The organism is Kaustia mangrovi, assembly GCF_015482775.1.
Taxonomy (GTDB): Bacteria; Pseudomonadota; Alphaproteobacteria; order Rhizobiales; family Im1; genus Kaustia; species Kaustia mangrovi.
The window spans coordinates 1602289-1628299 of record NZ_CP058214.1; the positions used below are offsets into that span (position 1 = coordinate 1602289).

Here is a 26011-nt window from a genome sequence, read left to right on the forward strand (position 1 = left end):
GGCCAGGGCGGCTCCCTTAAAGGGGCCTGGCCGGTTCCGCCGCATAGGCGTCGTGAAGCAGGCTCATGAAGGGCCCTGCTTCCGCGATATTGTGCCCGGCCATGGCGGTTACCGCGATGCCGGGTGTCCACGAGTTCATCACCGCCGCGCCCGCAAGCTGTCCGGCGCGCTCCAGTGTGATGTCTTCATGGCGCTGGGGCACGCCGAGCCGGTCCAGTTGCCGCTGGACGATCCCCATCATGGTGCCGGTCAGCATGGCGGCATTGGGCCAGATGACGGTATCGCCGTCCCAGAAGACGAGGTTCCAGATGGTCGCCTCGCTCAGCCGCCCATGCCGGTCCACGAACGCGGCGTCGTCGAACCCCTGCCTTGCGGCCTGGTGCAGGTAATGGGTCTTGCCGATTTCGCCGACGTGCTTGATGGCGGGAAGGGGCCGCTCGTACTCCGCAACGCTCAGCCGGAGCGGCCCCCGCGGACCGTTTGACGGAGCGCCCGTGCGAACGAGAACCGCCGGTTCCGCATCCATGCTGTTCACCGTGAACTCGCCGTCATGCGCGAAGACCGTGACCGTCAGCGAGCAGTCCCGCGGGCCGGCATCGACCGCTGCCCCGATGCAGGACAGGATGCGGTCATCGGGCAGCGCCCTGCCGAACAGCTCCGTCGAGGCCTTGCGCAGGCGCGCCAGATGCAGATCCAGCCCCTTCACGCTGCGGTTTCTGATCTGCATCGCCGTGAAGTGCGCGAACCCCGCGAAGGCCAGAGGGGCAAGCTGCGAGGCGGTCGCCGGATGGCCATCGATATGGGCTGCATGATAGTTCGCGAGAGACATGGGTCCTGCTCCTGAGTGCGTTCACACGAAAGAGCGAACGTGATAGGCCCTGACAGCACTGTCAGGGTCAAGGGCTTCGCATGAAGATTGGCGAGCTGTCGAAACGCACCGGCGTGAGCATTCGCATGCTGCGCTATTACGAGGCGGAGGGCCTGCTGGCGCCGCAGCGCACCTCGAGCGGCTACCGGGACTACGCCCCGGCCGACGAGCGGACCGTGGAGCGGATCAGGCTGCTGGGCTCGGCCGGCATGACGCTGTCGACGATCCGGCAGTTCCTGCCTTGCGTCAGGGGGACGGTGCCGTCTTCGAGCCGTGCGACGAGCTTCGCACGACCCTGCGCGAACAGATTCGGCTGGTTGACCGCAAGACGCAAAGCCTGGCCCGGAGCCGGACCGTTCTGGAGCGGTTCCTGCGAGAGATAGGGGAACGCTGACCCCGCCGCCGGCGCGACCGAGCTCGTGCCGGCAGGATACCCGCGAAGCCATTCACGACAGGAGAAACGCTATGCGCGAGCTCTACCCCGATCTTTGGCAAACGACGCCGGAGCACCCGCTGACCGCCTTTCCGCACTCGACGTGCAACGCCTATCTGCTGTTGCGGGAAACGGGCAATCTCCTGTTCTACTGCACCGGCCGCGAGGCCATCGGCGAGAGTAACGAGCAGGCCGACTTCGACCGCATCGCGGATCTTGGCGGTGTCGATCGCATCGTTCTGGGCCACTGGCACGAGGCGACGCCGTCTCTCAAGGAGATCAAGGACCGTTTCGGAGCGAAGATCGTCGCCCATGCGCGCGATGCCGCGCCGATCGAAAGGCAGTCCGGGGTGGCGCCGGAGACGACATTCTGGGATCGTCACATGCTTGCCGGGGATGTCGAGGCGATCCCCACACCGGGGCATACGGTCGGCAGTGCCTGCTATCTCTATCGCTCGCCGCACGGCAAAACCTACCTCTTTACCGGCGATACGATCTGGCCCGCGCGCGGAAGCTGGACGAGCGCGACCTTCGAGGACGACAAGGAGCAATCCGCGCACCGCGCCAGCCTGGATGTCCTGGCAACGCTGAGGCCCGATGTGGTGCTTTCCGCGATTTCCCCGGACAACACCTGGGCAGAGATCTCGCCCGACGAATGGGCGGCCGCGACGAACGCAGCAAAAGCACGGTTGGCCTGATCCAGCGGAAACCCACAGGCGCCGTCGCCTTCGCCGCCTGGCCGGATCGTCTCGGCAACGCCGCCTGTGCCTTCAGGCCGCGCGGCTGGGCGGCGGGCGAGCGCCGTGCGCTTCGAAACGGCATCCCTGCTGCGATGCAATCGGCTCATTGCCGCAATGCGGAACGGGCACCTTGACCGTTCGTCCGCGCCTTCCTACGTTCACTTCGACCCGAACAGCGAGGGACCCGTCGCGGCGTTCCCCGGCAATCGAGCGAAAGGTATGTTCATGGCAACGGTCAAGGTTTCCGATACGTCGTTCGAGAACGACGTCCTGAAGGCGAATGGTCCCGTCGTGGTCGATTTCTGGGCGGAATGGTGCGGCCCCTGCAAGATGATCGCGCCCGCGCTGGAGGAGATCGCCGGCGAGCTCGGCGACAAGGTCACCATCGCGAAGATCAATGTCGACGAGAATCCGGGCGTGCCCTCCCGCTACGGCGTGCGCGGCATTCCGACCCTGATGCTGTTCAAGGACGGCGAGGTCGCCTCCACCCAGGTCGGCGCCCTGCCCAAGGGCAAGCTGCAGGAGTGGATCGAGGGCGCCATCTGACGCGGCCCTCGACTCTTTCCCGTCATGCCCGCCTTTCGCGGGACTGACGGATGGACAGGATCTCTACCCGAAGCGGGGCTCCCATGGCGGAGCCCCGTTCTTCTTTGCGCTCACGCCACCGGCGCCTGCGCGGCGAGCACGTGGCCCGCGAGATAGAGGGAGCCGCAGATGAGCACGCGCGGCGGCTCGCCCTCCCCGTCGCCCGCTGTCTGTCCGGCAAGCGCGAGCGCCTCCTCCAGCGTCTCCGCCGTCTCCGCCTCGAAGCCTTCCTCCTGTGCGATCGCGGCGAGATCGGCGGCGGGAACGGCATTCTCCTCGCCCGGAATCGTCAGCGCGACGATCTTGCGGGCAAGCCCCCTGAAGGCGCCGAGATAGCCGGCGGCGTCCTTGGTGGTGAGCAGCCCCCAGACGAGAACCAGCGGGCGCGGCACGCGCTCCTCCAGCTCGCCCATGGCGGCGGCCAGCACGCGCGCGGCGGACGGGTTGTGCCCGCCATCGAGCCAGAGCTCGGCGCCTGGCGGCAGGAGCTCCGGCAGCGGGCCGCCGGTGAGCCGGTCGAACCGGGCCGGCCAGCGCGCCGTCGCGAGGCCCTTCGCGATCTGGGCCTCCTGGACGGCGGGCTCGTCGATCGCGCGCAAGGTGGCGATGGCCGCGCCGGCATTGTCGAGCTGGAAGCGGCCCGGAAGCCGGGGCAGCGGCAGGTCGAGCAGGCCGGCGGTGTCCTGATAGACCAGCCGGCCATGCTGCTCGAAGACCTGCCAGTCCTGGCCGGAGACGAGAAGCGGCGCCGACAGGCGGGCCGCCGCCGTCTCCATGGCCTCCAGCGCCTCCGGCGGCTGCGGGCCGACGATGCAGGGCACGCCGGCGCGCATGATGCCGGCCTTCTCGCCCGCTATCGCCGGCAATGTATCGCCCAGGAACTGCTGGTGATCGTAGTCGACCGGCGTGATGACCGTCGCGCGCGGATGGTCGACGACATTGGTCGCGTCCAGCCTGCCGCCGAGCCCCACCTCGAGCAGCAGATAGTCCGCCGGATGGCGGGCGAAGGCGAGAAACGCCGCCGCGGTCGTGATCTCGAAATAGGTGATGGCGTGGCCGTCATTGGCGCGCTCGCATTCCTCCAGAAGCGCGCAGAGCTCGTCCTCCGGGATGGCCGCGCCGCCGCCGGGCCCGCCGAGCACGACCCGCTCGTGGAAGCGCACCAGATGGGGCGAGGTGTAGACGTGAACCCTCTTGCCCGCCGCCTCCAGCATGGCGCGGATGAAGGCGATGGTGGAGCCCTTGCCGTTCGTGCCCGCCACATGGATGACCGGCGGCAAAGCGCGCTCGGGATGGCCGAGCGCCTCCAGGAGGCGCCAGACCCTGTCGAGCGACAGGTCGATCACCTTCGGGTGGAGCGTCAGAAGGCGCTCGAGAATGGCATCGCTGCGCGCCATGGCGGATTACCGGTTGTCATGTATGGAAGGATGAGGCCCCTGCGCCGGCCATGTCCTTACTGGGCGGCTTCGCGCGAGGCTTCCGTATCGTCATTGGCGGCGGTGGGCTCCTCGCCCGCCTCGTCCTGCTCCTGCGACGCGGTCTCCTCGGCCTCCGCGAGAGCGGGCCCCTCCGTCGACCGCCCCGTCTCGAGCGCCGGCGCCTTCATGAGAAGGCGCAGGAGCCTACCGAGCGTCTCGGGCAGCTCATGGCGGTGCACCACCATGTCCACCATGCCGTGATCGCGCAGATATTCGGACCGCTGGAAGCCCTCCGGCAGCTTCTCGCGGATCGTCTGCTCGATGACGCGGGGGCCCGCAAAGCCGATCAGCGCATTGGGCTCGGCGATCTGGATGTCGCCCAGCATGGCGTAGGATGCCGTCACGCCGCCCGTCGTCGGGTTGGTCAGCACGACGATATAGGGCAGGCGCGCCTCGCGCAGCTCCTGGACGGCCGCGATGGTGCGCGGCATCTGCATGAGCGACAGGATGCCCTCCTGCATGCGCGCGCCGCCCGAGGAAGCGAACAGCACAAAGGGCGCGGCCCTGTCGACGGCGGCGCGCATCGCCTCGATGAGCGCCTCGCCGGCGGCCATGCCGAGCGAACCGCCCATGAAGGAGAAATCCTGCACGGCGGCCACCAGTTCGAGCCCGTCGAGCGTGCCGACACCGGCGAGCACCGCATCGTCCAGTCCGCTCTTGTTCCTTGCGTCCTTCAGCCGGTCGACATAGCGCCGCTCGTCGCGGAATTTCAGCGGATCCACCGCCACCTTGGGCTGCGGCAGCGCCTCGAAGGCCCCGTCGTCAAACAGATGCTTCAGGCGCAGCTCGGCGGGCATGCGCATGTGATAGCCGCTGCCGGGCACGACGAACTGGTTCGCCTCCAGGTCCCGGTAGAAGACCATCTGGCCGGTCTCGGGACACTTCACCCACAGATTCTCGGGCATCTCCCGCTTGGACAGGAAATTGCGGATCTTCGGGCGGACGAAATTCTTGATCCAGTTCAACGGCTCGTTCCTCGCATTCTGCTCCTTGCAGGCCCGGCTCAGGCTGCGCTCACACGCGCGCCGCGAACGCCCTCGGCCAGCTTGGAGACAAGATCCCTGACGGCGGCAACGGTTCCGGGCCCGGCCACGCCGCTCTCGTCGAGCCCCGACCGTACAGCCTCGACCACCGCGGAGCCAACCACCACGCCATCGGCATAGGCCGCGATCGCCGCGGCCTGCTCGGGCGTCTTCACGCCGAACCCGACGGCAATAGGCAGATGTGTATGGCGGCGGATCCGGTCAAGGGAGGCCTTCACGGCGGTCAGGTCGGGCGCGCGCGTGCCCGTGATGCCGAGCACGGAGACATAGTAGACGAAGCCGCTGGTATTGGCGAGCACGGCCGGCAGGCGCTTGTCGTCGGTGGTCGGCGTCGCGAGCCGGATGAAGTTGACGCCCCTGGACAGCGCCGGGATGCAGAGCTCCTGGTCCTCCTCCGGCGGCAGGTCCACCACGATCAGGCCGTCGACGCCCGCCGCGATGGCATCCTCCAGGAACCGGTCCACGCCATAGATGTAGATCGGGTTGTAGTAGCCCATCAGGACGATGGGCGTGTCGGGATCGCCCTCGCGGAAAGAGCGGACCATGCGAAGCGTCTTCCTCAGCGTCTGCCCGCCCTTGAGCGCGCGCTGGGAGGAGGCCTGAATCGCCGGGCCGTCGGCCATGGGGTCGGTGAAGGGCATGCCGATCTCGATCATGTCGGCGCCGGCGCCGGGCAGGCTCTTCAGGACCTCAAGCGAGGTGTCGTAATCGGGATCCCCGGCGGTCATGAAGGTGACCAGCGCGGCACGGCCCTCCGCCTTGAGGGCCTCGAAACGGGCGTCGATACGGGTCGCGGTCGTCATCTCTGTCACATCTCCACGCCCAGATGCCCGGCGACGGCGAAGACGTCCTTGTCGCCGCGCCCGCACATGTTCATCACCAGGATCTCGTCCGTCCCCATGGTCGGCGCGAGCTTCTCCACATAGGCGAGCGCGTGGGACGGTTCCAGCGCCGGGATGATGCCCTCCAGCCGCGTGCATAGCTGGAAGGCGTCGAGCGCCTCGCGGTCGGTGATCGCCACATAGTCGACCCGTCCGCTCTCCTTCAGCCAGGCATGCTCCGGCCCGATGCCGGGATAGTCGAGCCCCGCCGAGATCGAATGCGCCTCGGTGATCTGGCCGTCGTCGTTCTGCAGGAGATAGGTGCGGTTGCCGTGCAGCACGCCCGGCCGGCCGCCGGTCAGCGATGCGGCATGCTCGCCCGTCTCGATGCCGCGGCCCGCCGCCTCCACGCCGAAGATCCGGACATCCTTGTCGTCGAGGAAGGGATGGAACAGGCCGATGGCGTTCGAGCCGCCGCCGATGCAGGCGACCAGCGCGTCCGGCAGGCGGCCTTCCGCCTCCACGATCTGCTCGCGCACCTCCTTGCCGATCACCGACTGGAAGTCGCGCACCATGGCCGGATAGGGATGCGGGCCCGCCGCCGTGCCGATGATGTAGAAGGTCTCCTCCACATTCGCCACCCAGTCGCGCAGCGCCTCGTTCATGGCGTCCTTGAGCGTGCGCGAGCCCGACGTCACGGGCTTGACCTCCGCGCCGAGCAGCTTCATGCGGAAGACGTTCGGCTTCTGCCGCTCCACATCCTCCTCGCCCATATAGACGACGCAGGGCAGGCCGAAGCGCGCGCACACCGTCGCGACCGCCACGCCATGCTGGCCGGCGCCGGTCTCTGCGATGATGCGCGTCTTGCCCATGCGCCGGGCGAGCAGGATCTGGCCGAGGCAGTTGTTGATCTTGTGCGAGCCAGTGTGGTTCAGCTCGTCGCGCTTGAAATAGACCTTCGCGCCGCCGAGATGCTCGCTCAGCCGCTCGGCGAGATAGAGCGGGCTCGGCCGGCCGGCATAGGTGGCGTTGAGCGAGGCCAGCTCGGCATGGAAGGCCGGGTCGGCCTTCGCCGCCTCGTAGGCCTCCTCCAGCTCCAGGATGAGCGGCATCAGGGTTTCCGCGACGAAGCGGCCGCCGAATATGCCGAAATGGCCGCGCTCGTCGGGTCCCGAGCGATAGGTGTTGGGTACGCTGTCGGTCTTCACTTGGGTCATGATCTTTGCCGGCATTCGTGCCGTGTTTGGCGCGTGCGGCCCGATTGCCGCCGCCTCCTCCGGGCCCTACTTACCGCGCCGCCCGGGCCGCCTCAATGAATTTCCTGATCAGGCGCGCATCCTTCACCCCCGGCGCGCTCTCCACGCCGGAGGAAACGTCGACAATGGGCGCCCCCGTCACCGCGATGGCCCGTGCGACATTCTCCGCCGTCAGCCCGCCCGACAGCATGAAGCCGGCGCGCGGGGCCCCGTCGGCCTCCATCAGGTGCCAGTCGAAGGTGATGCCGTTGCCGCCGGGCAGCGCCTCGGCAAGGTTCTCCGGCGCCTTGGCATCGTAGAGGATCAGTGCGGCGGCGTCCCCATAGGCCTCCGCCCCCCGCACATCCCCGGCGTCGCGCACCTTCACCGCCTTGATGACCGGGGTGGCGAAGCGCTCCGCGATCTCGCGCACGCGCTCCGGGCTCTCATGGCCGTGGGCCTGGATAAAGTCCGGGCGGATCGCCTCGACGATCTCCCGCAGCGTCGCGTCGTCGGCATCGACCGTCAACGCCACGATGCGGGCGCGCCCCTTCGCGCGGGCGGCGAGCTCGCGCGCGGTATCGAGGCTCACATGGCGCGGGCTCGGCGGATAGAAGACGAGACCGACGAGGTCGGCCCCCGCCTCGAGCGCCGCGTCGAGCGCGGCCGCGCTCGTCAGCCCGCAGATCTTGATGTCCACCGCCATGATGTCCGTCACTCCCGGGCTGCGGAGCGGGCCGACCCAATCTCGTCGAGAATGGCCCGCGCGGCCTCCGCCGGGTCGTCGGCGCGGGTGATCGGCCGACCGATCACGAGAATGTCGGCACCGTCGGCCAGGGCGCTCGCGGGCGTCGCCACGCGCTTCTGGTCGCCATGTGCGGCGTTTTCCGGCCGGATGCCGGGCACGACCGTCAGGAAGGGCCCCGGGACCCGCCGGCGCAGCGCGCGCAGATCGTTCGCGCTGCAGACCACGCCGTCGAGCCCGCAATCGTGCGCCAGCCGGGCAAGGGTCAGCACATGGCCGGTCGGCGTGTCCTCGCCGCCGAGATTGTAGCCGAGCGTGGTGAGGTCGACGACGTCGAGGCTGGTGAGCACCGTGACCGCGATCAGCTTCGGGCGCCTCGCCTCGTCGATCTCGGCGACCGTCTCGCGCGCGGCCCGCAGCATGGCCGGCCCGCCGGAGGCATGGACGTTCACGATGGCCGGCAGGGGATCGAGCGACATGAGCGCGCGCAAGCCGCCCGCGACGGTGTTGGGGATGTCGTGCAGCTTCAGGTCCAGGAAGATCGGAACGCCCGCCTCCGCCACGCGCTCATAGCCCGCCCGGCCATGGGCGTAGAAGAACTCCAGCCCGATCTTGACGTAGCCGACCGTGCCGGCGAGCGCGCGGGCAAGGCCCGCCGCGGTTTCGGGATCGGTGGTGTCGAGCGCGACACAGATCGGATTGTCCGGCGGTGCCATGGGTCTCCCTGTCGTCCAGTCGGCGAAGATCTCCGCACGCCCTGTCATATAGTGCGTGCGTGCGCCTTATAGCAGACCGGCCCGCCCGGGAAAACGGGAGCGGGCCGGGCGCCGGGTGGCGATCCTGTCCAATTAGAACGGCACCGGCCCACTCCCCCACCCGGCCACCCACGGAAGTATCATCTCATGGGTGGCCGGGTGGGGGAGTGGGCCGGTGCAGCCTGACCGGATAACACGCTAGAGCATATTTCACTCAAGTTGGGACAGACCGCTCATCCCGGCGAAAGCCGGGATCTGTCGCCAACTGCCTGAGATCCCGGCTTTCGCCGGGATGAGCGGAGAGGAATGCCGATTCAACCTGACCGCAATCTGTTCTAGCCGGCCACGCGCTCGTGGATGAGCATGGCTCCGGCGAGATCCTCGAGCGCGGCACCGACCGACTTGAAGACCGTGATCTCCTCCTCGCTCTCGCGGCCACGCGAACGGCCAGCCACGAGATCGAACAGATCCGCGCGGATCCGGTCCTCGCTGAGCGCGCCGGAGCGGACCGCCTGCACGATATCGCCGGCCTCCGACAGCGCCCCCTCGCGCGTGTCGACGAAGACCGAGCCGCGCCGCATCGCCTCGTCGTCGCTCTCGCGCAGCTCCGGCTTGAACGCGCCGACGAGATCGAGATGGGCGCCGGGCTTCAGCCATGCGCCCTCCACCAGCGGACGGTCGGACATGGTCGCGCAGGACACGATGTCGGCCTCGCCCACGGCGGCGGCGAGATCGCCGCACATCTGCGCCTCGAAGCCCTCCCGGCCGAGTTCGGCGGCGAGTTCGGCCGCCTTCTCCCGCGTGCGGTTCCACACCGAGACCCGCCGGATCGGGCGGACGGCGGCATGGGCGCGCACGAGATGGCCGGCAAGGGCGCCCGCGCCCACCATGACCATGGTGTCGGCGTCCTTGCGGGCGAGATAGTCGGCGGCGAGCGCGGAGGCGCAGGAGGTGCGCCGCACGGTCAGTTCCACCCCGTCGATGATCGCGACCGGCGCGCCGGTCTCGCCCGAGATCAGGAAATAGGAACCCTGGATGCTCGGCCGTCCGGCGGCGGGATTGTCGGGGAACACGGTGAGCACCTTGAGGCCGATGAAGCCGTCGCCGGCCGCGGCGTCGGAGAAGTCCGACCAGGCGGGCATGAGCAGCAGCGTTGCCTCCGGGTGGCCCGCGCGCTCGACCCCGTGATGATGGCGCAGCGGCGCCACGATCCCGCTCGCGAACCCCTTGCGCAACGCCTCCACCATGTCGCCATAGCTGACATGGCGGCGGATTTCCTCTGCCGAAATGACCTGCATGCTTCCCCTTCGGATGGCTGTGGCCGCCTGGACCGGACCGGATGACGGGCTCCTGCCGCACGCGCGGCGGGGCCGCTGCGGCCTAGTCGCGGGATGTGAGTGAGTGGCCGGAGGCCTCGCCGGCATGGCGGCCGGAGCCCTGCCCGGACTTGAGCGTGCGGACCTCCGCCTCCGCGCGGCGCGCGGCCTTGCGCCACTTGCCCTGGGCGAACCAGGCACTCGCCCCGCCGATCAGCATGCCGAGCACGATGGAGGCCAGCAGCAGCGCATAGAGCGGCAGCGAGACGGAGAACCACGGATCGGTCGTGGAAAAGGGATCGAGCGAGAAGGTCACCCATTCCCTGTTGGCCACCGCCACCACGATGATGATCAGCGCGGCGGGAACGCCGACGATCCAGGACACTGTTCGCTTCACGGGCCTGCTCTCCGGATAGGCGTGGTCGATATGCCGGACGCGCGGGCGAGCGCCCCGGCCGCTCCGTCAAACGGTTGGAGCCGATCGGCGGCGATGCGCCCGGCCAACCCCTGCGGGCACATTAAAGCAATGTCCATCGGGTTTGAAGCGGCAGCGTTTCGGGGCGAAACCCATGGAGGCAAGATATCGGGGGAGATGGCCGGAGCGCCCCGGCCGGCATGGGAAAGTCCGAAATCAGTCGGCGCCGTTCAGCCGCTCGCGCAGCTCCTTGCCGGTCTTGAAATAGGGCACGCGCTTGGCGTCCACCTCGACGGGCTCGCCCGTGCGCGGATTGCGCCCGACGCGCGCGTCGCGCTCCTTGATGGAGAACGCGCCGAAGCCCCTGAGCTCGACACGGTCGCCATCGGCGAGCGCGGTGCCGATCTCGTCGAGAATGGTGTTGATGATCCGTTCGACGTCACGCTGGTAGAGGTGTGGGTTCTGCTCAGCGATCCGCTGGATCAGCTCCGATTTGATCATTCCCCCCTCCACCGTCATCCGATTGTCCCCGGAATCGCTAACGGATACCCGCAAAGATTTAGTCGGGAGCCTGCCAAACCGATATCAGGCCGTCAAGACTAAGTCGTTCTGCACGAAGTGTTTTTCCCGTGGATGCAATCAAATTTGCCACACCCGGAAGACCGGCGCTGCGGGCAAGCCAGGCCAGCCCCAGAGGCACGAGGCTCAGCTCGTCGTCCTCCTCGACCTTCCAGTCCACCGCCTGGAGGTCCTTGGAGATGCCGCGCTCGGCCTCCAGCCAGTCGCGCGCCTGAGCCTCCCCGCCGATCTCGTCGATCAACTTCTCCTTCAGCGCCTGACGCCCGGAATAGACCCGGCCGTCGGCGAGCCGGCGCGCGGTCGCCGCGTCGAAGGGCCTGCGCTCGGCGACCAGCCCCACGAACCAGTCATAGGCGTCGTCGACCATGCCCTGGGTGACGGCGCGCGCCGCGTCGGTGGTCGGCTCGAAGGGCGACGGCACGGCCTTGAGCGGCCCGCTCTTCACCGATTCGACCGTCACGCCCAGCGAGGTGAGGAGGTCCTCCACCTGCGCCCACTGGAAGATGACGCCGATCGAGCCCGTGGTCGTGTTGCCGCGCGCCACGATATGGTCGCCCGCCACGGCGACGAGATAGCCGCCGGAGGCCGCGACCGTCCCCATGACGGCGACGACCGGCTTGTCGGCGGCGATCTTGCGGATCTTGCCGTAGAGCGCCTCCGCCCCGACGGTCGTGCCGCCCGGACTGTCGATGCGCAGGATGACCGCCTTCACCTGCTCGGCTTCGGCAATCTCGTCGAGCAGCTCCTGCTGCTTCTCGTCATTGACGATGATGCCCGTGATGTCGACACGGGCGACATGGCTGGCGAAGCGGTCGAAATAGCCCGCTCCGAGACTGGTCAGGCCCGCCGTCACCAGCACCGCCAGAATGGCGATGACGGCGACGAACCGCCAAAGGGAAAGCCGCCGTTTCAGGCGGCGGCGGGCGGCAAGCGCGTCGGCGTCGAGTACCATGGCAGCCTCTGAAGGGTCCGGCGGCCGGAGGGGCCGCCGGACGTCCGGTCAAGCGCGGTTACTTCGTGTCGTCGGTGTCGTCGGTCTCGTCGGCGTCGTCGTCCCCGGCCTCCTGCTGGGCCTTGGACAGGGCGGCACCGAGGATGTCGCCGAGCGAGGCGCCGGAGTCGGTGGAGCCGTACTGGGCGACCGCGGCCTTCTCCTCGGCGATCTCGAGCGCCTTGATGGAGACCGAGATCTTCCGGCTGGACTTGTCGAACTGGGTCACCCGGGCGTCGAACTTGTCACCCACCGCGAAGCGCTCGGGGCGCTGCTCGGAGCGCTCGCGCGACAGGTCGGCACGGCGCACGAAGGTGGTGAAGTCGCTGTCGGCGATCTTCACGTCGAGGCCGCTGTCCTTGACGCCGACCACCTCGCAGGTGACCACGCCGCCCTTCTTCAGGCCGCGCAGGCTGTCGATCGGGTCGCCGGCAAGCTGCTTGATGCCGAGGCTGATGCGCTCCTTGTCGACATCGACGTCGAGCACCACCGCACGGGCCGTCTCGCCCTTCTGGTACTCCTGGATGACCTCCTCGCCCGGACGGTTCCAGTCGAGATCGGAGAGGTGGACCATGCCGTCGACATCGCCGTCCAGACCGATGAACAGGCCGAACTCGGTGATGTTCTTGATCTCGCCCTCGACCTCGGTGCCCTGGGGATACTTGGCCGCGAAGGCCTCCCACGGGTTCTCCAGGCACTGCTTGAGGCCCAGCGAGATGCGCCGCTTCTGCGGGTCGACCTCGAGCACCATGACCTCGACCTCCTGGCTCGTGGACAGGATCTTGCCGGGGTGCACGTTCTTCTTGGTCCAGCTCATCTCGGAGACGTGGACGAGGCCTTCCACACCTTCCTCCAGCTCCACGAAGGCGCCGTAGTCGGTGATGTTGGTGACCGTGCCCTTGACCCGCATGCCGACGGGATACTTCTCCTCCACGCCTTCCCACGGATCCTTCTCCAGCTGCTTCATGCCGAGGCTGATGCGCTGGGTCTCCGGATTGATCTTGATGATCTGCACCTTGACGGTCTGGCCGACGGAGAGGACGTCGGTCGGGTGGCCGACGCGCTTCCAGGCGATGTCGGTGACATGCAGCAGCCCGTCGATGCCGCCGAGATCAACGAAGGCGCCATAGTCGGTGATGTTCTTGACCAGGCCCTCCACGACCTGGCCTTCCGCCAGGCTCTGGACCAGCTCGGAGCGCTGCTCCGCACGGGTCTCCTCCAGCACGGCGCGGCGCGACACGACGATGTTGCCGCGGCGCTTGTCCATCTTGAGGATCTGGAAGGGCTGGGGAATGTTGAGCAGCGGGCCGACATCGCGGATCGGGCGGATATCGACCTGGCTGCCCGGCAGGAACGCCACCGCGCCGCCGAGATCGACGGTGAAGCCGCCCTTCACGCGGCCGAAGATCTGGCCTTCCACGCGCTCGTTCTTCTCGAACGACTTCTCCAGGCGCTGCCAGGCTTCCTCGCGGCGCGCCTTCTCGCGCGACAGGACGGCCTCGCCGAGCGCGTTCTCCACACGCTCCAGATAGACCTCGACCTCGTCGCCGACGTGAATGTCCTGTTCGTTGCCCGGGACCTGGAACTCGCGGAGCGGCACGCGCCCCTCGGTCTTCAGGCCCACATCGATCACCGCCAGGTCGTTCTCGACCGAGATGACCTTGCCCTTGACGACGGAGCCTTCGGCGATATCGTGATCGTGAAAGCTCTCCTGGAGGAGCTGGGCGAACTCCTCGCGCGTCGGGTTAAGTGTACCGGCAGTTGCGTCAGACATTAAAGCCTCTTTCAGTCAAATGCGGCTGGCCCACGGCTATGTCCGCAGGACATCCCGCCCCATGGTCCGCGTTCCGCGCGGCACCGCATGGCGGCAGGCAACCTCACTTCCGTCTCCGAATATCCTAGCGGGGATATGGAAACACTCAAGATCAACCCGCATGCAGGCGAAACCGCTTCCTGCATTGCGGGCCATATCGATCGGCGAATTGAAATCCAGCAGGGGACCGGATCCGCCGGTCCGGGCTGCTCGGGGAGGCCGGTGGCCGCTAGGGCCGCACACCTCCCGTTTCCCGATAGCTGTCGACAATGCCGACAGCGGCGCGAAACGCGGCTTCTATATCCAAATTCGAGGTGTCGAGCAAGTATGCGTCGTCGGCCTGGCGCAATGGCGCGTGCGTCCGGTTGCGGTCGCGGGCGTCGCGCTCGACCAGATCGCGCAGCACCGCATCGTAGCCAACCGCCTCGCCGGCGGCCTCCAGCTCCTTGCAGCGGCGCATGGCGCGCACCTCGTCGCTGGCGGTGACGAACAGCTTCACCTCCGCGTCCGGGCACACCACCGTCGCGATATCGCGCCCGTCGAGCACCGCGCCGGGCGGGGTGTGGGCGAACCGGCGCTGGCGGTCGAGAATGGCCTCGCGCACCGCCGGCATGGCGGCAACGACGGAGGCCGCCCGTCCGACATCGGAGCCGCGCAGCGCGGGGTCCTCGGTGTCCGCCATGTCGAGCGCGTGGGCCGCCGCGACGGCCGCCGCCTCGTCGGCGGGGTCGCCGCCCGCGCGCAGCACGGCGAGCGCGACGGCGCGATAGAGCGATCCGGTATCCAGATAGGCCAGGCCGTAATGGGCCGCAAGGCGCCGGGCGAGCGTTCCCTTGCCGGACGCCGCGGGACCGTCGACCGCGATGATCATGCCGCGTCCCTCGGCTCGCCGAGGCGCGCGCCGAGACCGGTCATGAGATCGGTGAAGGCGGGGAAGCTCGTGGCGATCATGGTGCCGTCGTCGACGGTGACGGGGGCGCGCGCGGCAAGCCCCAGCACGAGGAAGGCCATGGCGATGCGATGGTCCATATGGGTCTCCACCACCCCGCCGCCGGGCGGCGTGCCCATGCCCTCCACGACGAGGCTGTCCTCGCCGGCCTCCACCGTGACGCCGTTGGCCCGAAGCCCCGCCGCGACCGCGGCCAGCCGGTCGCTCTCCTTCACCCTGAGCTCGGCGAGCCCGGCCATCTCGGTGCGCCCCTCCGCGCAGGCGGCGGCGACCGCCAGCACGGGATACTCGTCGATCATCGAGGGCGCGCGCTCGGCCGGGACGCGCACGCCCCGGAGCCTGCTGGAGCGCACGACGAGATCGCCGACCGGCTCGCCGCCGGATTGGCGTTCGTTCGCGATCTCGATGTCGCCGCCCATCTCGATCAGCGTATCGACGAGTCCGCGGCGCGTCGGGTTGAGCAGAACGTTCTCCAGAACGATCTCGGAGCCTTCCGTGATCAGCGCGGCGACCAGCGGGAAGGCCGCCGAGCTCGGATCGGCGGGCACGGTGACCGGCTGGGGCTTAAGCTCGGCGAAGCCCGTGACGGCGATGCGCCGCCCGCCGCCCTCCTCCGCGACCTCCAGAGCCGCGCCGAAGGCCTTCAGCATGCGCTCGGTGTGGTCGCGCGTGGCCACCGGCTCCACGACCGTGGTGCGCCCCGGCGTGTTGAGGGCGGCCAGCAGGATCGCCGACTTGACCTGCGCGGAGGCCACCGGCAGCTCGTATGCGATGGGAACGGCTGCGCGCGCGCCCGTGACGAGGAGCGGCAGGCGGTCGCCATTCGTGCCGGAAAACCGTGCGCCCATCTGCTCCAGCGGCGCGGTGACCCGCGCCATGGGCCGGGTCTGCAGCGAGGCGTCGCCGGTGAATGTCGCGGCGATCGGCGTCGTCGCGACGAGGCCGAGGCAAAGCCGCGCGCCGGTCCCGGAATTGCCGAAGTCGAGCGGTCCGGCCGGCTGCGAGAACCCGCCGACACCGACGCCGTCGACATGCCATATGCCGTCGGCCGTGCGCTCGATATGCGCGCCGAGCGCGGCCATGGCGTGAGCCGTCGCCAACACGTCCTCGCCCTCGAGCAGCCCCGCAATGCGGGTTTCCCCGACGGCCAGCGCGCCGATCATGAGCGCGCGATGCGAGATGGACTTGTCTCCCGGCACCCGGACACGGCCGCTCAGGCCCCGCGATGCGCGGGCCACCATCGGTTTCTTGACCTCTTGGGACACCCGTTGACCATCCTGTCAGAGACACTTCCGTTTCGGGTCCGCCTCCTATCACAGCGCACCGGCCAAGTCACGCGCGTGACAATTGGGTTTTGACAGCGGATCATCACCGTGGCATGGGAAGCGCCGAATTCCAGATCAATCGCGAGGGTCTACCCGTGGTCAAACCGGAGCTTGGCACCAAACGCGTCTGCTCGAACTGCTCGGCGCGTTTCTACGATTTGAACAAGGATCCAATCGTGTGCCCGAAATGCGGCTACAGCTTCGTCGCCGAGACGTTGCTGCCGTCGAAGATGGATCAGCAGCAGCCCGCCGCGGCGCCTGCTCCCCGCAAGGCCGCCGAGGAGGAGACCACCGAGGAGGATGCCAATCTGGTGAGCCTCGACGAGGTCGAGGCCGACGAGGAGGCCGCCGCCGGCGACGACAATAGCGACGACATCGACGAGGTCGCCATCGATGACGGCGACACCATCAAGAGCGACGACGACACCTTCCTGGAGGAAGACGAGGAAGACGGCTCCGACGTGTCGGGCATCATCGGCGGGGGCGTGTCGGACGACGAGGACGACACCTGAGGCCGCGGGATCGCGGGCCGCAAACGGCACCGGACGACGGCCCGTCGAAAAGTCGAAAACTTATGCTTGATCATTGCGCGGCGCAGCCTTAAACATGCGTCGCGAGATCGGCACCGGGTCCCAACGAAACCGCCCGGCGCCTGCGATCTGCGAGACGTGTGGGGCCATAGCTCAGTTGGGAGAGCGCTTGAATGGCATTCAAGAGGTCGGCGGTTCGATTCCGCCTGGCTCCACCAATTTCCCCGCGGCGCGTGCCACATAGATCTTCCTTTCCAGGCACAGAAGATTCCTTTGAGGTCGAACCGGACCTTTGTGGATCGCGCGTCGAAGGTTGGCTGCGCCCCCTTCTTGCGAAGGCGCGGGAACACAACCAAGTAAACGCCATTGCAGCATAGGAGATGCACTCGACATGGACATGACCATCGCCGCCTCCGCCCCACCGGTTTCGCTGCGAGAAGTCCTGTCCCATGCCTGCATCCGTTTCCCTTTCCGGCCTGTCCTGGTTCACGCCTGACGGCACACCGCTTTTCTCCGATCTCAACCTGACCTTCGGCCCTGAGCGCACCGGTATCGTTGGACGAAACGGCACCGGCAAAAGCACGCTCCTGCACCTGATCGCGGGCCATCTGAGCCCGATGTCGGGGCAGATCGGTGCGGCTGGGTCCATTGCCATGATGCGCCAGGATACCATGGAGCATCCCGACGAGACCGTAGCCGATCTTTTCGCAGTGCGAGGGGCGCTCGACCTGCTCGACCGCGCCGAGGCGGGCGAGGCCACGGTCGATGATCTGGCCGAAGCCGACTGGACGCTGCCCGCCCGGATTGACGCCGTGCTTGCCAGATGTGGCTTGTCGGCCGAGCCGCAGACCCTGCTTGCCACGCTTTCCGGCGGACAGCGCACCAGGGCGGCCCTGGCCGCGCTGATCTTGGCAGAGGCCGATTTCCTGCTGCTGGATGAGCCGACAAACAACCTCGACCGGGACGGACGCAGGGCCGTGATCGATCTCATCGGCACCTGGAAGGGCGGCGCGATCGTCGCGAGCCACGACCGGGGGCTTCTGGAGGAAATGGACGCCATCGTCGAACTCACGTCGCTTGGCGCGACCCGATATGGTGGCAACTACACCGCCTTTCGGCAGCAAAAGAATACCGAGCTGGAGGCAGCGACGCGCGACTTGAACCATGCCGAAAAGACCCGCACCGAGGCCGCACGTCGTGCACAGCAGGCGGTCGAGCGCAAGGCCCGCAAGGACAGTGCCGGACGCAAGGCACGGGCGAAAGGCGATCAACCGAAAGCCCTCATGGATGCTGCCAAGGATCGAGCCGAAGCGTCGCGCGGCGCGGGTGCCCATCTGCGCGAAGCCCGGCGCGATGCGGCAGAGGAGACACTTGCGGCCGCACGCGAAAAGGTCGAGATATTGGAGCCCCTTCGCATGGAGATCGCACCGACCGGCCTCCCCCTCGGAAAAACCGTTCTGCGGCTGGATCATGTGACGGGCGGGCACGATCCGGACTGCCCGACGATCCGCGATCTGTCACTGACCGTCACCGGCCCCGAGCGGATCGTCATCGCCGGCCCGAACGGCAGTGGAAAGACCACGCTTCTCAAGCTGATCACCGGTCAGCTCACATCCCAGCGGGGACAGGTGGACCGCTCCGTCGCATTCGCAATGCTGGATCAGCATGTCGGCTTGCTCGATACCGAGCTGAGCCTGCGCGAGAATGTCCTGAGGGCGTACCCTGCCATGACTACGCATACGGCCCATGCGGCTTTGGCACGCTTCGGGTTCCGCGCGGATGACGCCCTGCGCCTCGCGGGCAATCTGAGCGGGGGCGAGCGGCTGCGCGGTGGTCTGGCCTGCGCCCTTGGCGGCACTCCGCCACCCGCATTGCTGATTCTGGACGAGCCGACCAACCACCTTGATCTTGACGGCATCGAAGCCTTGGAAGCGGCGCTGACGGCTTATGATGGAGCGGTCCTGGTCGTGAGCCACGATCAGACGTTCCTCAAATCGCTCAAACCGGACAGGGTTGTTCAACTATAGCAATGACGGCTTTGTCTTCGCCGAACCGTCGCCGCGAACGGCCGCATAGACCGGGTGAAAGGCTATCGGCCGATTCAGGAAAGGCCTGCGCGTTTCAGTGACCTACTCTATGGAAAATGAGCACCCTGGATGGCGCTGACAGGACGAGCTGAGCGACATGGGCCACCCCGGCAATCCTGCCAGATATCCGGAACGGCCCGCGCAATGCGCGACGGGTCGGTTCGCATGGACCCCGAAACCGGCGGTCCGCCTCTTCTCATGTCTTGAATGCAGGGGCGTGCAGGCCATATTAATGGCATCCGTGTGCGATGGTGCCGACTATGGGCCATCGGCGGGTTCGGGGCCGATGGGGCCCGTCCGCCGGACACGGATGTCGAGAAGCTGCTTTACAAGGGCTTTGCACATGTCTCGCGTGTCTGTTTTCTCGAGCCCGCTGCTTGTGGGCTTCGACGAGGTGGAGCGGATGCTGGACCGGGTCTCCAAGACGTCCGGAGACGGCTATCCGCCGTACAATATCGAGCGTCTGCCGGCGGAAGACGGCGCGGCCGAGCGCCTTCGCATCACGCTCGCGGTCGCGGGGTTCCGCCGCGAGGAGCTCGAGATCATCCTGGAAGACAACCAGCTCGTCATTCGCGGCAAGCAGGCGGAGGAGGCCGACAAGGCCTATCTGCACCGCGGCATCGCCGCCCGCCAGTTCCAGCGCGCCTTTGTCCTCGCGGAAGGCATGGACGTCGTCGACGCCTCGCTCGACAACGGGCTTCTGTCGATCGACCTGGAGCGGCCGGAACCGGAGCGCGTGGTCCGCAAGATCGCGATCAACGGGCTGGATAGCTGACCATGCCGGACGACGAGACATATGCCCGACGGCCACAAACCGGTGGCGCGGGCACGACGGTGGCGCCCCGGGCGCGGCCGTTTCTCAGAAGGAGTTTGTGATGAGTGTCGTTCTGAGTAGAGAGAATGCGATCATGAGCACGACGGAGCTCGCCTCGCTGGGCGGCGGCGAGATCGGCTATGTGCGCGAGATCGAGATCGACAAGGCCGCGGAGCTGCTCGGCTCCTCGGTGGACGTTCCCGCCGACACCACATTGTTCGCGCTCTATTCCGCAGATGGCACGCCCATGGCCATCGCCGACAGCCGCGAAGGGGCGCTCGCCAACGCGTTCGAGCACGATCTGGAAGCCATTTCCGTTCACTGACACCGGCTTGCGGCCCGACAGAGAGCCGCCGCCGCCCCCTCCTCCCCGATGGCCGGGACCGGTGCGCCAGCGCCCGGCCGGACCGCATCGCCGCATCCGACAAGACAACACCCCTGGGCCGCGACCGGCTCAGGGGTGTTCGTTCAGTCCGGCAGGCCGGGTGGGGGAGCGGGCCGGTGCCGCAGAATCAGACAGGAGACGCCCTTCAGGCGGCGTGCGAGGCCGAGGCGGCGGGCTCTGTGAGGATGGAATAGAGCGCGCCTGCGCTGTCCGATCCCCTGAGCTTGGCCACGATGGCGGGATCGCGCAGCAGGCGCGAGATCCGGGCCAGCGCCTTGAGATGGTCCGCGCCGGCGCTTTCCGGCGCCAGGAGCAGGAAGACCAGATCGACGGGCTGGTCGTCCACCGCGTCGAACTCGATGGGATGGGCAAGCCGCGCGAAGACGCCATAGAGGCGGTCGAGGCCGGCGAACTTGCCGTGCGGAATGGCGATTCCCTGCCCGAGGCCGGTCGATCCGAGGCGTTCGCGTTGCAGGAGCGTCTCGAACACGGTGCGCGTGTCGAGGTCTGCAAGGCGCCCGGCGAGCTGGGACAGCTCCTGGAGCGCCTGTTTCTTGCTGCTGGCCTTCAGCGACGGCACGATGCCGTCGGCCGGAAGTATGTCAGACAGCTGAACCATGGGATTGTCCTTCACCTAGTGTGCCGGATATCCGGCCCCTTGCGAGGGATACGGTCGGCGGACCTAAGCCGCCCCCCGGGCGCTCAGCGCGCTGGGATCGATCCAACCGATATTCCCGTCGTCCCGGCGATAGACGACATTCAACCCGCCATGGGCGGCGTTGCGGAACAGAACGACGGGCGCATCGGAAATGTCGAGCTGCATCACGGCCTCGCCCACCGTCAGCTCGTTGAGCTGGGCGGTATCCTCGGCAATGACGACCGGATTGAGATCCGGCGGCTCGTTGCTCTCCTCCCCGGCGGCGGCGATCACGAACCGCGTCGCCTCGAAGCTCTCCACCGGCTCGCGCCTGTGGGCATGATGGTCCTTGAGCCGCCGCTTGTAGCGCCTGAGCCTCTTCTCCAAACGGTCCGCCGCCTGGTCGAAGCTGACGCGCGCGTCCGACGCCTGGGCGCTCGTATGCAGGGTGATGCCCGTCGTGAGATGAAGCGTGCAGTCCGTCTGGAACATGCTGCGCTCCTTCTCCACGGTGACCAGGGCGTTCACCGTACCGTCGAAATACTTGCCGACATCGCCTTCGAGCCGGTGCTCGATATGCGTACGCAGGGCATCGCCGACGTCGAAATTCTTTCCGATGATCTGAATCTGCATGGGCTTTTAACGCGGCCGCCGTGTTGGACTTCGTTACAGAGCGTCTTGCTTCTGCGATCCGCCCGGCATTGTGGTTCACACCTGATGTGGCTCACACCTGAGTGGTTCACACTCCAACGACTTCGTTGACCGGCTCGGGAAGGCCCGATCCTGAACGGGCTCCCCACCATTCGGCGGTGGGGGCGAACCTAGTGAGGGCGTGCCATCAAGTCAACGCCCTGCGCGCCACCCCTGTGAATAAATTGTGACGCCTGAGCGATATGTGATGGCGGCCGCCGCGCGGCGCAACGTCAAATTCGCGATGGGGCCCAATGGATTGACGGAAAAAATTCAACTTTTGAAAAAGTCTAGATATTTTTTTCCCGCCTACGTTGTACGGACGACGGAATCCCCAGCGCCTCGCGGTACTTGGCCACCGTCCGCCGCGCAATATCGATTCCCGTCGCGCGCAGGAGTTCCACGATCCGGTCGTCGGACAGGATCTCACCCGGCTTCTCCGCGTCGATGAGCGCCTTGATCCGGTGACGGACGGCCTCCGCGGAATGGGCCTCGCCGCCCTCCGCCGACGCAATCGCGGCGGTGAAGAAGTATTTCAGCTCGAAGATGCCGCGCGGGGTGGAGACATATTTGTTGGCGGTGACGCGGCTGACCGTGGATTCGTGCATCTCGATGGCATCCGCGACGGTCCGCAGATTGAGCGGGCGCAGATGTTCCACGCCGTGCACCAGGAAGGCGTCCTGCTGGCGCACGATCTCGCGCGCGACCTTGAGGATCGTGCGCGCCCGCTGCTCCAGGCTCTTCACCAGCCAGTTGGCATTGGCGTAGCACTCCGACAGATAGACCTTGTCCTCCTCGCGCGCGGTGCGGCTGACATTCGCGTAATACTGGTTGTTGATCAGCACGCGCGGCAGGGTCTCGCTGTTCAGCTCCACGATCCAGGACCCGTCCGGCGCGGCGCGCACGAAGACATCCGGCACGACGGGATGCACGACGACCGATCCGTAGGCGTTGCCGGGCTTGGGGTTCAGCCGGCGCAGCTCCGCCACCATCGCCTTCAGGTCGTCCATGTCGACGCCGCAGACCTTCCTCAGCGCCGCGAAATCGCGCCGGGCGAGGAGCTCCAGATTGTCGACCAGCGCGGCCATGGCGGGATCGTAGCGGTCCTGCTCCACAAGCTGGATCGCCAGGCACTCCTTGAGATTGCGCGCGAACACGCCGGGCGGGTCGCATTGCTGCATGGTGCCCAGCACCCGCTCCACCGCCTCGCGCGAGGCGCCGAGCGTCTGCGCGACGGTGTCGATATCGGCGGCCAGGTAGCCCGCATCGTCGAGCATGCCGATCAGATGGACGCCGATCAGCCGGTCGGACGGGTCGGTGATGGCGATGGCAAGCTGTTCGGAGAGATATTCCGCCAGGGTGATCTGATGGCTGACCGTGGCCTCGAGCCCCGTCTCGCCGCCGGCCTGCCCGGACGGCCTCAGCGAGCTCCAGCCCGGATCGCCGCTCTCGCCGTAGGGCGCGCCCGCATCGCCGGAGCCATAGGTCTCGCCCGTGTCGCCGGCCGGCGTCTCCGTGCCCTCGCGCGCGTCGTCCGGGGCCGCCGCCTCCGCAGGCTCGGCCGGCGCGTCCGCGACAGTCTCGTCGCTTTCCAGGAGCGGATTGCGCTCCAGCTCGGTTTCCACATAGGCGGAGAGGTCGAGATTCGACATCTGCAACAGGCGGATCGCCTGCTGCAACTGCGGCGTCATGACCAGGGTCTGTCCCTGGCGCAGTTCGAGCGTCGGCTTCAGTGCCATCGCCTGTGATCGGCCGGCGGTATCGGCGGTCCGGCATATCGCGACGGCGCGGCCATGGCCTGGACACCGTCGGCCGGCATCCTACAGCGTGAATTGCTCGCCGAGATAGAGCCGCCGAACCTCCCTGTTGCGGACGATCTCGTCCGGCTCACCCTCCATCAGGACCCGACCTTCGTGAATGATGAGGGCTCTGTCGATGAGTTCGAGCGTTTCTCGCACGTTGTGATCTGTAATAAGCACCCCGATTCCCCGAGCGGTGAGGTGACGCACCAGTTCGCGTATATCACCGATCGCAATGGGGTCAATCCCGGCGAAGGGCTCGTCGAGGAGCATGAAACGAGGTCTGGCTGCCAGGGCTCGCGCAATTTCAACTCGTCGGCGCTCGCCACCAGATAGTGCCACAGCCGGCGTACTTCGCAAATGTGCGATCGCAAATTCATCGAGCAGCCCTCTAAGGACGCTTTCGCGCTTGTCCCGGCTGCGCTCCGTCAGCTCCAGGATGGCACGAATGTTCTCCTCCACCGTGAGGCCGCGGAATACGGATGCTTCCTGGGGCAGATAGCCGATGCCGAGCCGTGCCCGGCGATACATCGGCAGATGCGTGATATCGTCCCCGTCGAGCTCTATGGACCCGTAATCGGCGGCGATCAGACCGGTAATCATGTAGAATACCGTGGTCTTGCCCGCGCCGTTGGGCCCCAGAAGTCCCACAGCCTCGCCTCGTCGAACGGAGAGAGAGACACCGCGCACAACGGGACGGCGTTTGTAGCTCTTGCCGAGCGAGTGCGCGACAAGGCCCTGAGCGTCGGCGGCCCGTTCCTCCTCGGTGGGCTCCACCTGGAGGAACTCCTCCACATAGTGCTCAGCGCCGCGGTGACCGTTGCCTCCGGATCTCACACCAAGTTTGCCCAAGTCGCTCCGTTCCACGTCATTACCGCCCGGTTAGATTAATTTTTGGTGAAGCCGCCCGCGGCCGGGCACTGTCTCCCGGGCCGGACGGCGTCTGCCGTGCATCATTCCGGGATGAACCGGCCCTTGACGCGCCCGCCCGTCATCTGGCTTTCGCCGGTATCGAGATTGATGAAGAGCTTCTTGCCCGTCAGCACGGTGTCGCCCTGCGTCACCTCGACGTCGTCGCCCAGCGTGACCGTATTCGCATCCACGTCCATCCGCGCCCACTGGCCGCGGATCACCTGGTCGCCGCTGGTGATGACCACATTGCCCTTGGCATTGAGGAACTTCGCGTTGTTGAGCGAGTCCACATATTCGACCACGAGTTCGTTGCTCGTCAGGTTCACCTTGCCGCGCGTGGCCTCGACATGGCCGTTGAGCACGATGTGCTCCTTGTCGCGATCCACCTTCATGCTGTCGGCGGCGAAATCGACGGTCCTGGCCGTATTGCCGGCCTCCTTGAGACCCGTCGTGTCGACGGCCTGCGCCGCGGCCGGGCCGGCAAGCCCCGCCGGAAGCGCCATGCCGAGCGCGCACAATCCGGCAACCAGAGCCACCGGTGCGAAATGCGTCTTGCCTCTCATCGAGCCCCCTGCGGACGATCTATCCCACATCATGCCTCACTGCGAGTCCTGCTTGCCCCTGTCGCCCGAGACCGTCCCGCGCACCGTATTCAAGAACAGAATCTTCCGCCCGTCATCCCAGATCTCGATGCCCCGGGCATGAATCGTCCCGTCGGAGAACACCACGTCGACGGGCTCCTCGGAGCGCAGACGCCAGTTCTTGAGCAGGATCTGCGCCTTGTCGAGCTGGGCGGTATACTGCCCGGTGCTGGTGAGCCGGACATTGCCGGACAGGTCGAGCGTGTCGCTCTCGCTGTCATAGACACCGTCGTCGGCGACGATCGCCAGGAGGTCGCCGCTGCCCTTGAGCTTCAGCTCGCCGCGCACCGCTTCGAGGTAGACGATATTGGGCTCCGTCTCGCTCTGGCGTGCGCTCTTGGCGGTCACCTCATAGGCCTGGTTCTCCCGGTCGAAGCCCGTGAAGCGCGGCTTCTGGATCTCCAGGCTGTCGGCCGGCGGCGTCGCCCGGTCCTCCGCCGGCATCTTCGGCACGGTCCCGTCGAACATGCCGAGCTGGACGAGGAAGAAGACGACCAGCCCGACAAGCGCCGCCGTCAGCGCCCATGCCATGAAGCGGGCCCGCCGGATCATCCCGCCCGTACGGCCGGCCGCAGGCGTCCGCCTGTCCGGCGCGGACGCGGAATGAGGTGTCTTCACCTGCGGATTGGTCGCAACCATGTCGAGACCGCCTGAACGCCGCATCCCCTCGCCTGCCCGGATATTCCCGATATCCCGCGGCGCCGACGCGGCCCGTTACACGAGCTTTCCGTGCAAATCTGCACCGGACTAATGTGTAAATATGTCCTCTTCGCTCCATCCGGCAAGGTCAAGCGTTGCGCGGACAGGCAGAAAACCGAAGCAGGCGGCGGCAATTTCCGCCCGCCCCTCGCGCTCCAGCAGCCCGTCGAGCCGGGCTTTCAGCTCGTGCAGATAGAGCACGTCGGAGGCCGCATAGTGCTGCTGCGCCTTCGTCAGTTCCTCAGCGCCCCAGTCGGAGCTCTGCTGCTGCTTGGACAGATCCACCCCGAGCAGCTCTCGGCACAGATCCTTCAGCCCGTGGCGGTCGGTATAGGTGCGCACGAGCTTGGAGGCGATCTTCGTACAGTACACCGGCCTCGTATCCGCGCCCAGATAATGGCGGAGCACGGCGACGTCGAAGCGGGCATAGTGGAACAGCTTCACCACGCCCTCGTCCTCCAGCATGGCCTTCAGATTGGGCGCCTCGAAGCGCGTCGGATCGATCTGGACCAGATGGGCCGTGCCGTCGCCGCTGGAGAGCTGGACGAGGCACAGGCGGTCGCGATGCGGGTTCAGCCCGAGCGTCTCGGTGTCGACCGCCACGGCAGCGCCAAGATCCAGTGATGCGGGGATGTCGCCCTTATGGAGCGTGATCTTCATGGCTGCCGGACTGCCTCGGCAGAGGCGCTCCGGAGCCGGCGGCTCGGCCCGCCATCGCCGGAGAGC

General features: G+C 67.2%; 27 protein-coding genes, 1 tRNA gene and 1 pseudogene. 8 read left to right on the forward strand and 21 right to left on the reverse strand.

Features of this window, described 5'->3' with window-relative positions; all coding sequences use genetic code 11:
- Positions 1-16: 16 nt before the first annotated feature.
- On the reverse strand, positions 17-829 hold the full coding sequence (locus tag HW532_RS07500; RefSeq protein ID WP_213163794.1) for an aminotransferase class IV family protein: 813 nt from the start codon (positions 827-829) through the stop codon (positions 17-19).
- Between the two features lie 80 nt (positions 830-909).
- Here HW532_RS07500 and HW532_RS07505 point away from each other — a divergent pair.
- The 3 genes and pseudogenes from HW532_RS07505 (at position 910) to trxA (ending at position 2587) form a co-directional block, all read left to right on the forward strand.
- A pseudogene (locus tag HW532_RS07505) lies at positions 910-1262 on the forward strand (MerR family transcriptional regulator).
- A gap of 71 nt (positions 1263-1333) precedes the next feature.
- Positions 1334-1999 carry an MBL fold metallo-hydrolase gene (locus HW532_RS07510; RefSeq protein WP_213163795.1) on the forward strand — a complete coding sequence of 222 codons (666 nt, stop codon included), beginning with the start codon at positions 1334-1336 and terminating at the stop codon, positions 1997-1999.
- Positions 2000-2266: 267 nt separating this feature from the next.
- Positions 2267-2587: a thioredoxin TrxA gene (trxA, locus tag HW532_RS07515; protein WP_213163796.1), complete on the forward strand. Its 321-nt coding sequence runs from the start codon at positions 2267-2269 to the stop codon at positions 2585-2587.
- A gap of 110 nt (positions 2588-2697) precedes the next feature.
- On the opposite strand, the gene HW532_RS07520 is transcribed toward trxA, so the two are convergent.
- From HW532_RS07520 to aroA, 13 genes are all read right to left on the reverse strand, one after another.
- Entirely contained in the window at positions 2698-4023 is a 1326-nt protein-coding gene (locus HW532_RS07520) for a bifunctional folylpolyglutamate synthase/dihydrofolate synthase (RefSeq protein WP_213163797.1), read from the reverse strand.
- 56 nt (positions 4024-4079) lie between these two features.
- A complete protein-coding gene (gene accD / locus HW532_RS07525; RefSeq protein ID WP_213163798.1) occupies positions 4080-5069 on the reverse strand; it encodes an acetyl-CoA carboxylase, carboxyltransferase subunit beta in 990 nt (329 codons plus the stop codon).
- A gap of 38 nt (positions 5070-5107) precedes the next feature.
- Positions 5108-5950 carry a tryptophan synthase subunit alpha gene (gene trpA / locus HW532_RS07530; RefSeq protein WP_213163799.1) on the reverse strand — a complete coding sequence of 281 codons (843 nt, stop codon included), beginning with the start codon at positions 5948-5950 and terminating at the stop codon, positions 5108-5110.
- A 5-nt stretch (positions 5951-5955) separates the two neighbouring features.
- Positions 5956-7185 (reverse strand): tryptophan synthase subunit beta, encoded by a 1230-nt coding sequence (gene trpB, locus HW532_RS07535; RefSeq protein WP_213163800.1) that lies wholly within the window; start codon positions 7183-7185, stop codon positions 5956-5958.
- Between the two features lie 70 nt (positions 7186-7255).
- Positions 7256-7909, reverse strand: a complete 654-nt coding sequence (locus tag HW532_RS07540) for a phosphoribosylanthranilate isomerase (protein WP_213163801.1) — start codon at positions 7907-7909, stop codon at positions 7256-7258.
- Positions 7910-7917: 8 nt separating this feature from the next.
- On the reverse strand, positions 7918-8664 hold the full coding sequence (gene pyrF, locus HW532_RS07545; RefSeq protein WP_213163802.1) for an orotidine-5'-phosphate decarboxylase: 747 nt from the start codon (positions 8662-8664) through the stop codon (positions 7918-7920).
- 374 nt (positions 8665-9038) lie between these two features.
- Positions 9039-10001: a bifunctional Delta(1)-pyrroline-2-carboxylate/Delta(1)-piperideine-2-carboxylate reductase gene (lhpI, locus tag HW532_RS07550; protein ID WP_213163803.1), complete on the reverse strand. Its 963-nt coding sequence runs from the start codon at positions 9999-10001 to the stop codon at positions 9039-9041.
- 82 nt (positions 10002-10083) lie between these two features.
- Complete coding sequence (locus HW532_RS07555) at positions 10084-10416, reverse strand: lipopolysaccharide assembly protein LapA domain-containing protein (protein WP_213163804.1); 333 nt, start codon at positions 10414-10416, stop codon at positions 10084-10086.
- 234 nt (positions 10417-10650) lie between these two features.
- On the reverse strand, positions 10651-10935 hold the full coding sequence (gene ihfB / locus HW532_RS07560) for an integration host factor subunit beta (RefSeq protein WP_213163805.1): 285 nt from the start codon (positions 10933-10935) through the stop codon (positions 10651-10653).
- Between the two features lie 58 nt (positions 10936-10993).
- Complete coding sequence (gene sppA / locus HW532_RS07565) at positions 10994-11965, reverse strand: signal peptide peptidase SppA (RefSeq protein ID WP_213163806.1); 972 nt, start codon at positions 11963-11965, stop codon at positions 10994-10996.
- Between the two features lie 58 nt (positions 11966-12023).
- On the reverse strand, positions 12024-13778 hold the full coding sequence (rpsA, locus tag HW532_RS07570; protein WP_213163807.1) for a 30S ribosomal protein S1: 1755 nt from the start codon (positions 13776-13778) through the stop codon (positions 12024-12026).
- Between the two features lie 268 nt (positions 13779-14046).
- Positions 14047-14688, reverse strand: coding sequence for a (d)CMP kinase (cmk, locus tag HW532_RS07575; protein ID WP_213163808.1), 642 nt, complete (start codon positions 14686-14688; stop codon positions 14047-14049).
- Positions 14685-16007, reverse strand: coding sequence for a 3-phosphoshikimate 1-carboxyvinyltransferase (gene aroA, locus HW532_RS07580; protein ID WP_213164466.1), 1323 nt, complete (start codon positions 16005-16007; stop codon positions 14685-14687). Before aroA ends, cmk begins: the two co-directional genes overlap by 4 nt.
- Positions 16008-16144: 137 nt before the next feature.
- Between aroA and HW532_RS07585 the strand changes: the two genes are divergently transcribed.
- The 5 genes from HW532_RS07585 to HW532_RS07605 all read left to right on the forward strand — a co-directional run bounded on the left by HW532_RS07585 (position 16145) and on the right by HW532_RS07605 (position 19847).
- Positions 16145-16603, forward strand: coding sequence for a TIGR02300 family protein (locus HW532_RS07585; RefSeq protein ID WP_246479665.1), 459 nt, complete (start codon positions 16145-16147; stop codon positions 16601-16603).
- A gap of 160 nt (positions 16604-16763) precedes the next feature.
- Positions 16764-16839: transfer RNA gene (locus HW532_RS07590), tRNA-Ala, on the forward strand.
- A 231-nt stretch (positions 16840-17070) separates the two neighbouring features.
- Positions 17071-18648 (forward strand): ABC-F family ATP-binding cassette domain-containing protein, encoded by a 1578-nt coding sequence (locus tag HW532_RS07595; protein ID WP_213163809.1) that lies wholly within the window; start codon positions 17071-17073, stop codon positions 18646-18648.
- A 403-nt stretch (positions 18649-19051) separates the two neighbouring features.
- The gene (locus HW532_RS07600) at positions 19052-19483 is read left to right on the forward strand and encodes an Hsp20 family protein (RefSeq protein WP_213163810.1); all 432 of its coding nucleotides are present in this window, start codon (positions 19052-19054) and stop codon (positions 19481-19483) included.
- 100 nt (positions 19484-19583) lie between these two features.
- A complete protein-coding gene (locus HW532_RS07605) occupies positions 19584-19847 on the forward strand; it encodes a BQ00720 family protein (RefSeq protein ID WP_246479667.1) in 264 nt (87 codons plus the stop codon).
- 205 nt (positions 19848-20052) lie between these two features.
- Here the strand turns inward: HW532_RS07605 and ptsN are convergent, their stop codons facing one another.
- The 7 genes from ptsN to HW532_RS07640 all read right to left on the reverse strand — a co-directional run bounded on the left by ptsN (position 20053) and on the right by HW532_RS07640 (position 25945).
- Entirely contained in the window at positions 20053-20526 is a 474-nt protein-coding gene (ptsN, locus tag HW532_RS07610) for a PTS IIA-like nitrogen regulatory protein PtsN (protein WP_213163811.1), read from the reverse strand.
- A gap of 63 nt (positions 20527-20589) precedes the next feature.
- The gene (gene hpf, locus HW532_RS07615) at positions 20590-21177 is read right to left on the reverse strand and encodes a ribosome hibernation-promoting factor, HPF/YfiA family (protein ID WP_213163812.1); all 588 of its coding nucleotides are present in this window, start codon (positions 21175-21177) and stop codon (positions 20590-20592) included.
- 347 nt (positions 21178-21524) lie between these two features.
- Complete coding sequence (rpoN, locus tag HW532_RS07620) at positions 21525-22973, reverse strand: RNA polymerase factor sigma-54 (protein WP_213163813.1); 1449 nt, start codon at positions 22971-22973, stop codon at positions 21525-21527.
- A gap of 81 nt (positions 22974-23054) precedes the next feature.
- Positions 23055-23810 carry an LPS export ABC transporter ATP-binding protein gene (gene lptB, locus HW532_RS07625; protein ID WP_246479669.1) on the reverse strand — a complete coding sequence of 252 codons (756 nt, stop codon included), beginning with the start codon at positions 23808-23810 and terminating at the stop codon, positions 23055-23057.
- 176 nt (positions 23811-23986) lie between these two features.
- Positions 23987-24508, reverse strand: coding sequence for an LptA/OstA family protein (locus HW532_RS07630; protein WP_213163815.1), 522 nt, complete (start codon positions 24506-24508; stop codon positions 23987-23989).
- Between the two features lie 36 nt (positions 24509-24544).
- Positions 24545-25249 carry an LPS export ABC transporter periplasmic protein LptC gene (gene lptC / locus HW532_RS07635; protein ID WP_213163816.1) on the reverse strand — a complete coding sequence of 235 codons (705 nt, stop codon included), beginning with the start codon at positions 25247-25249 and terminating at the stop codon, positions 24545-24547.
- Between the two features lie 84 nt (positions 25250-25333).
- Positions 25334-25945, reverse strand: a complete 612-nt coding sequence (locus HW532_RS07640) for a ribonuclease D (protein ID WP_213163817.1) — start codon at positions 25943-25945, stop codon at positions 25334-25336.
- Positions 25946-26011: the final 66 nt, after the last annotated feature.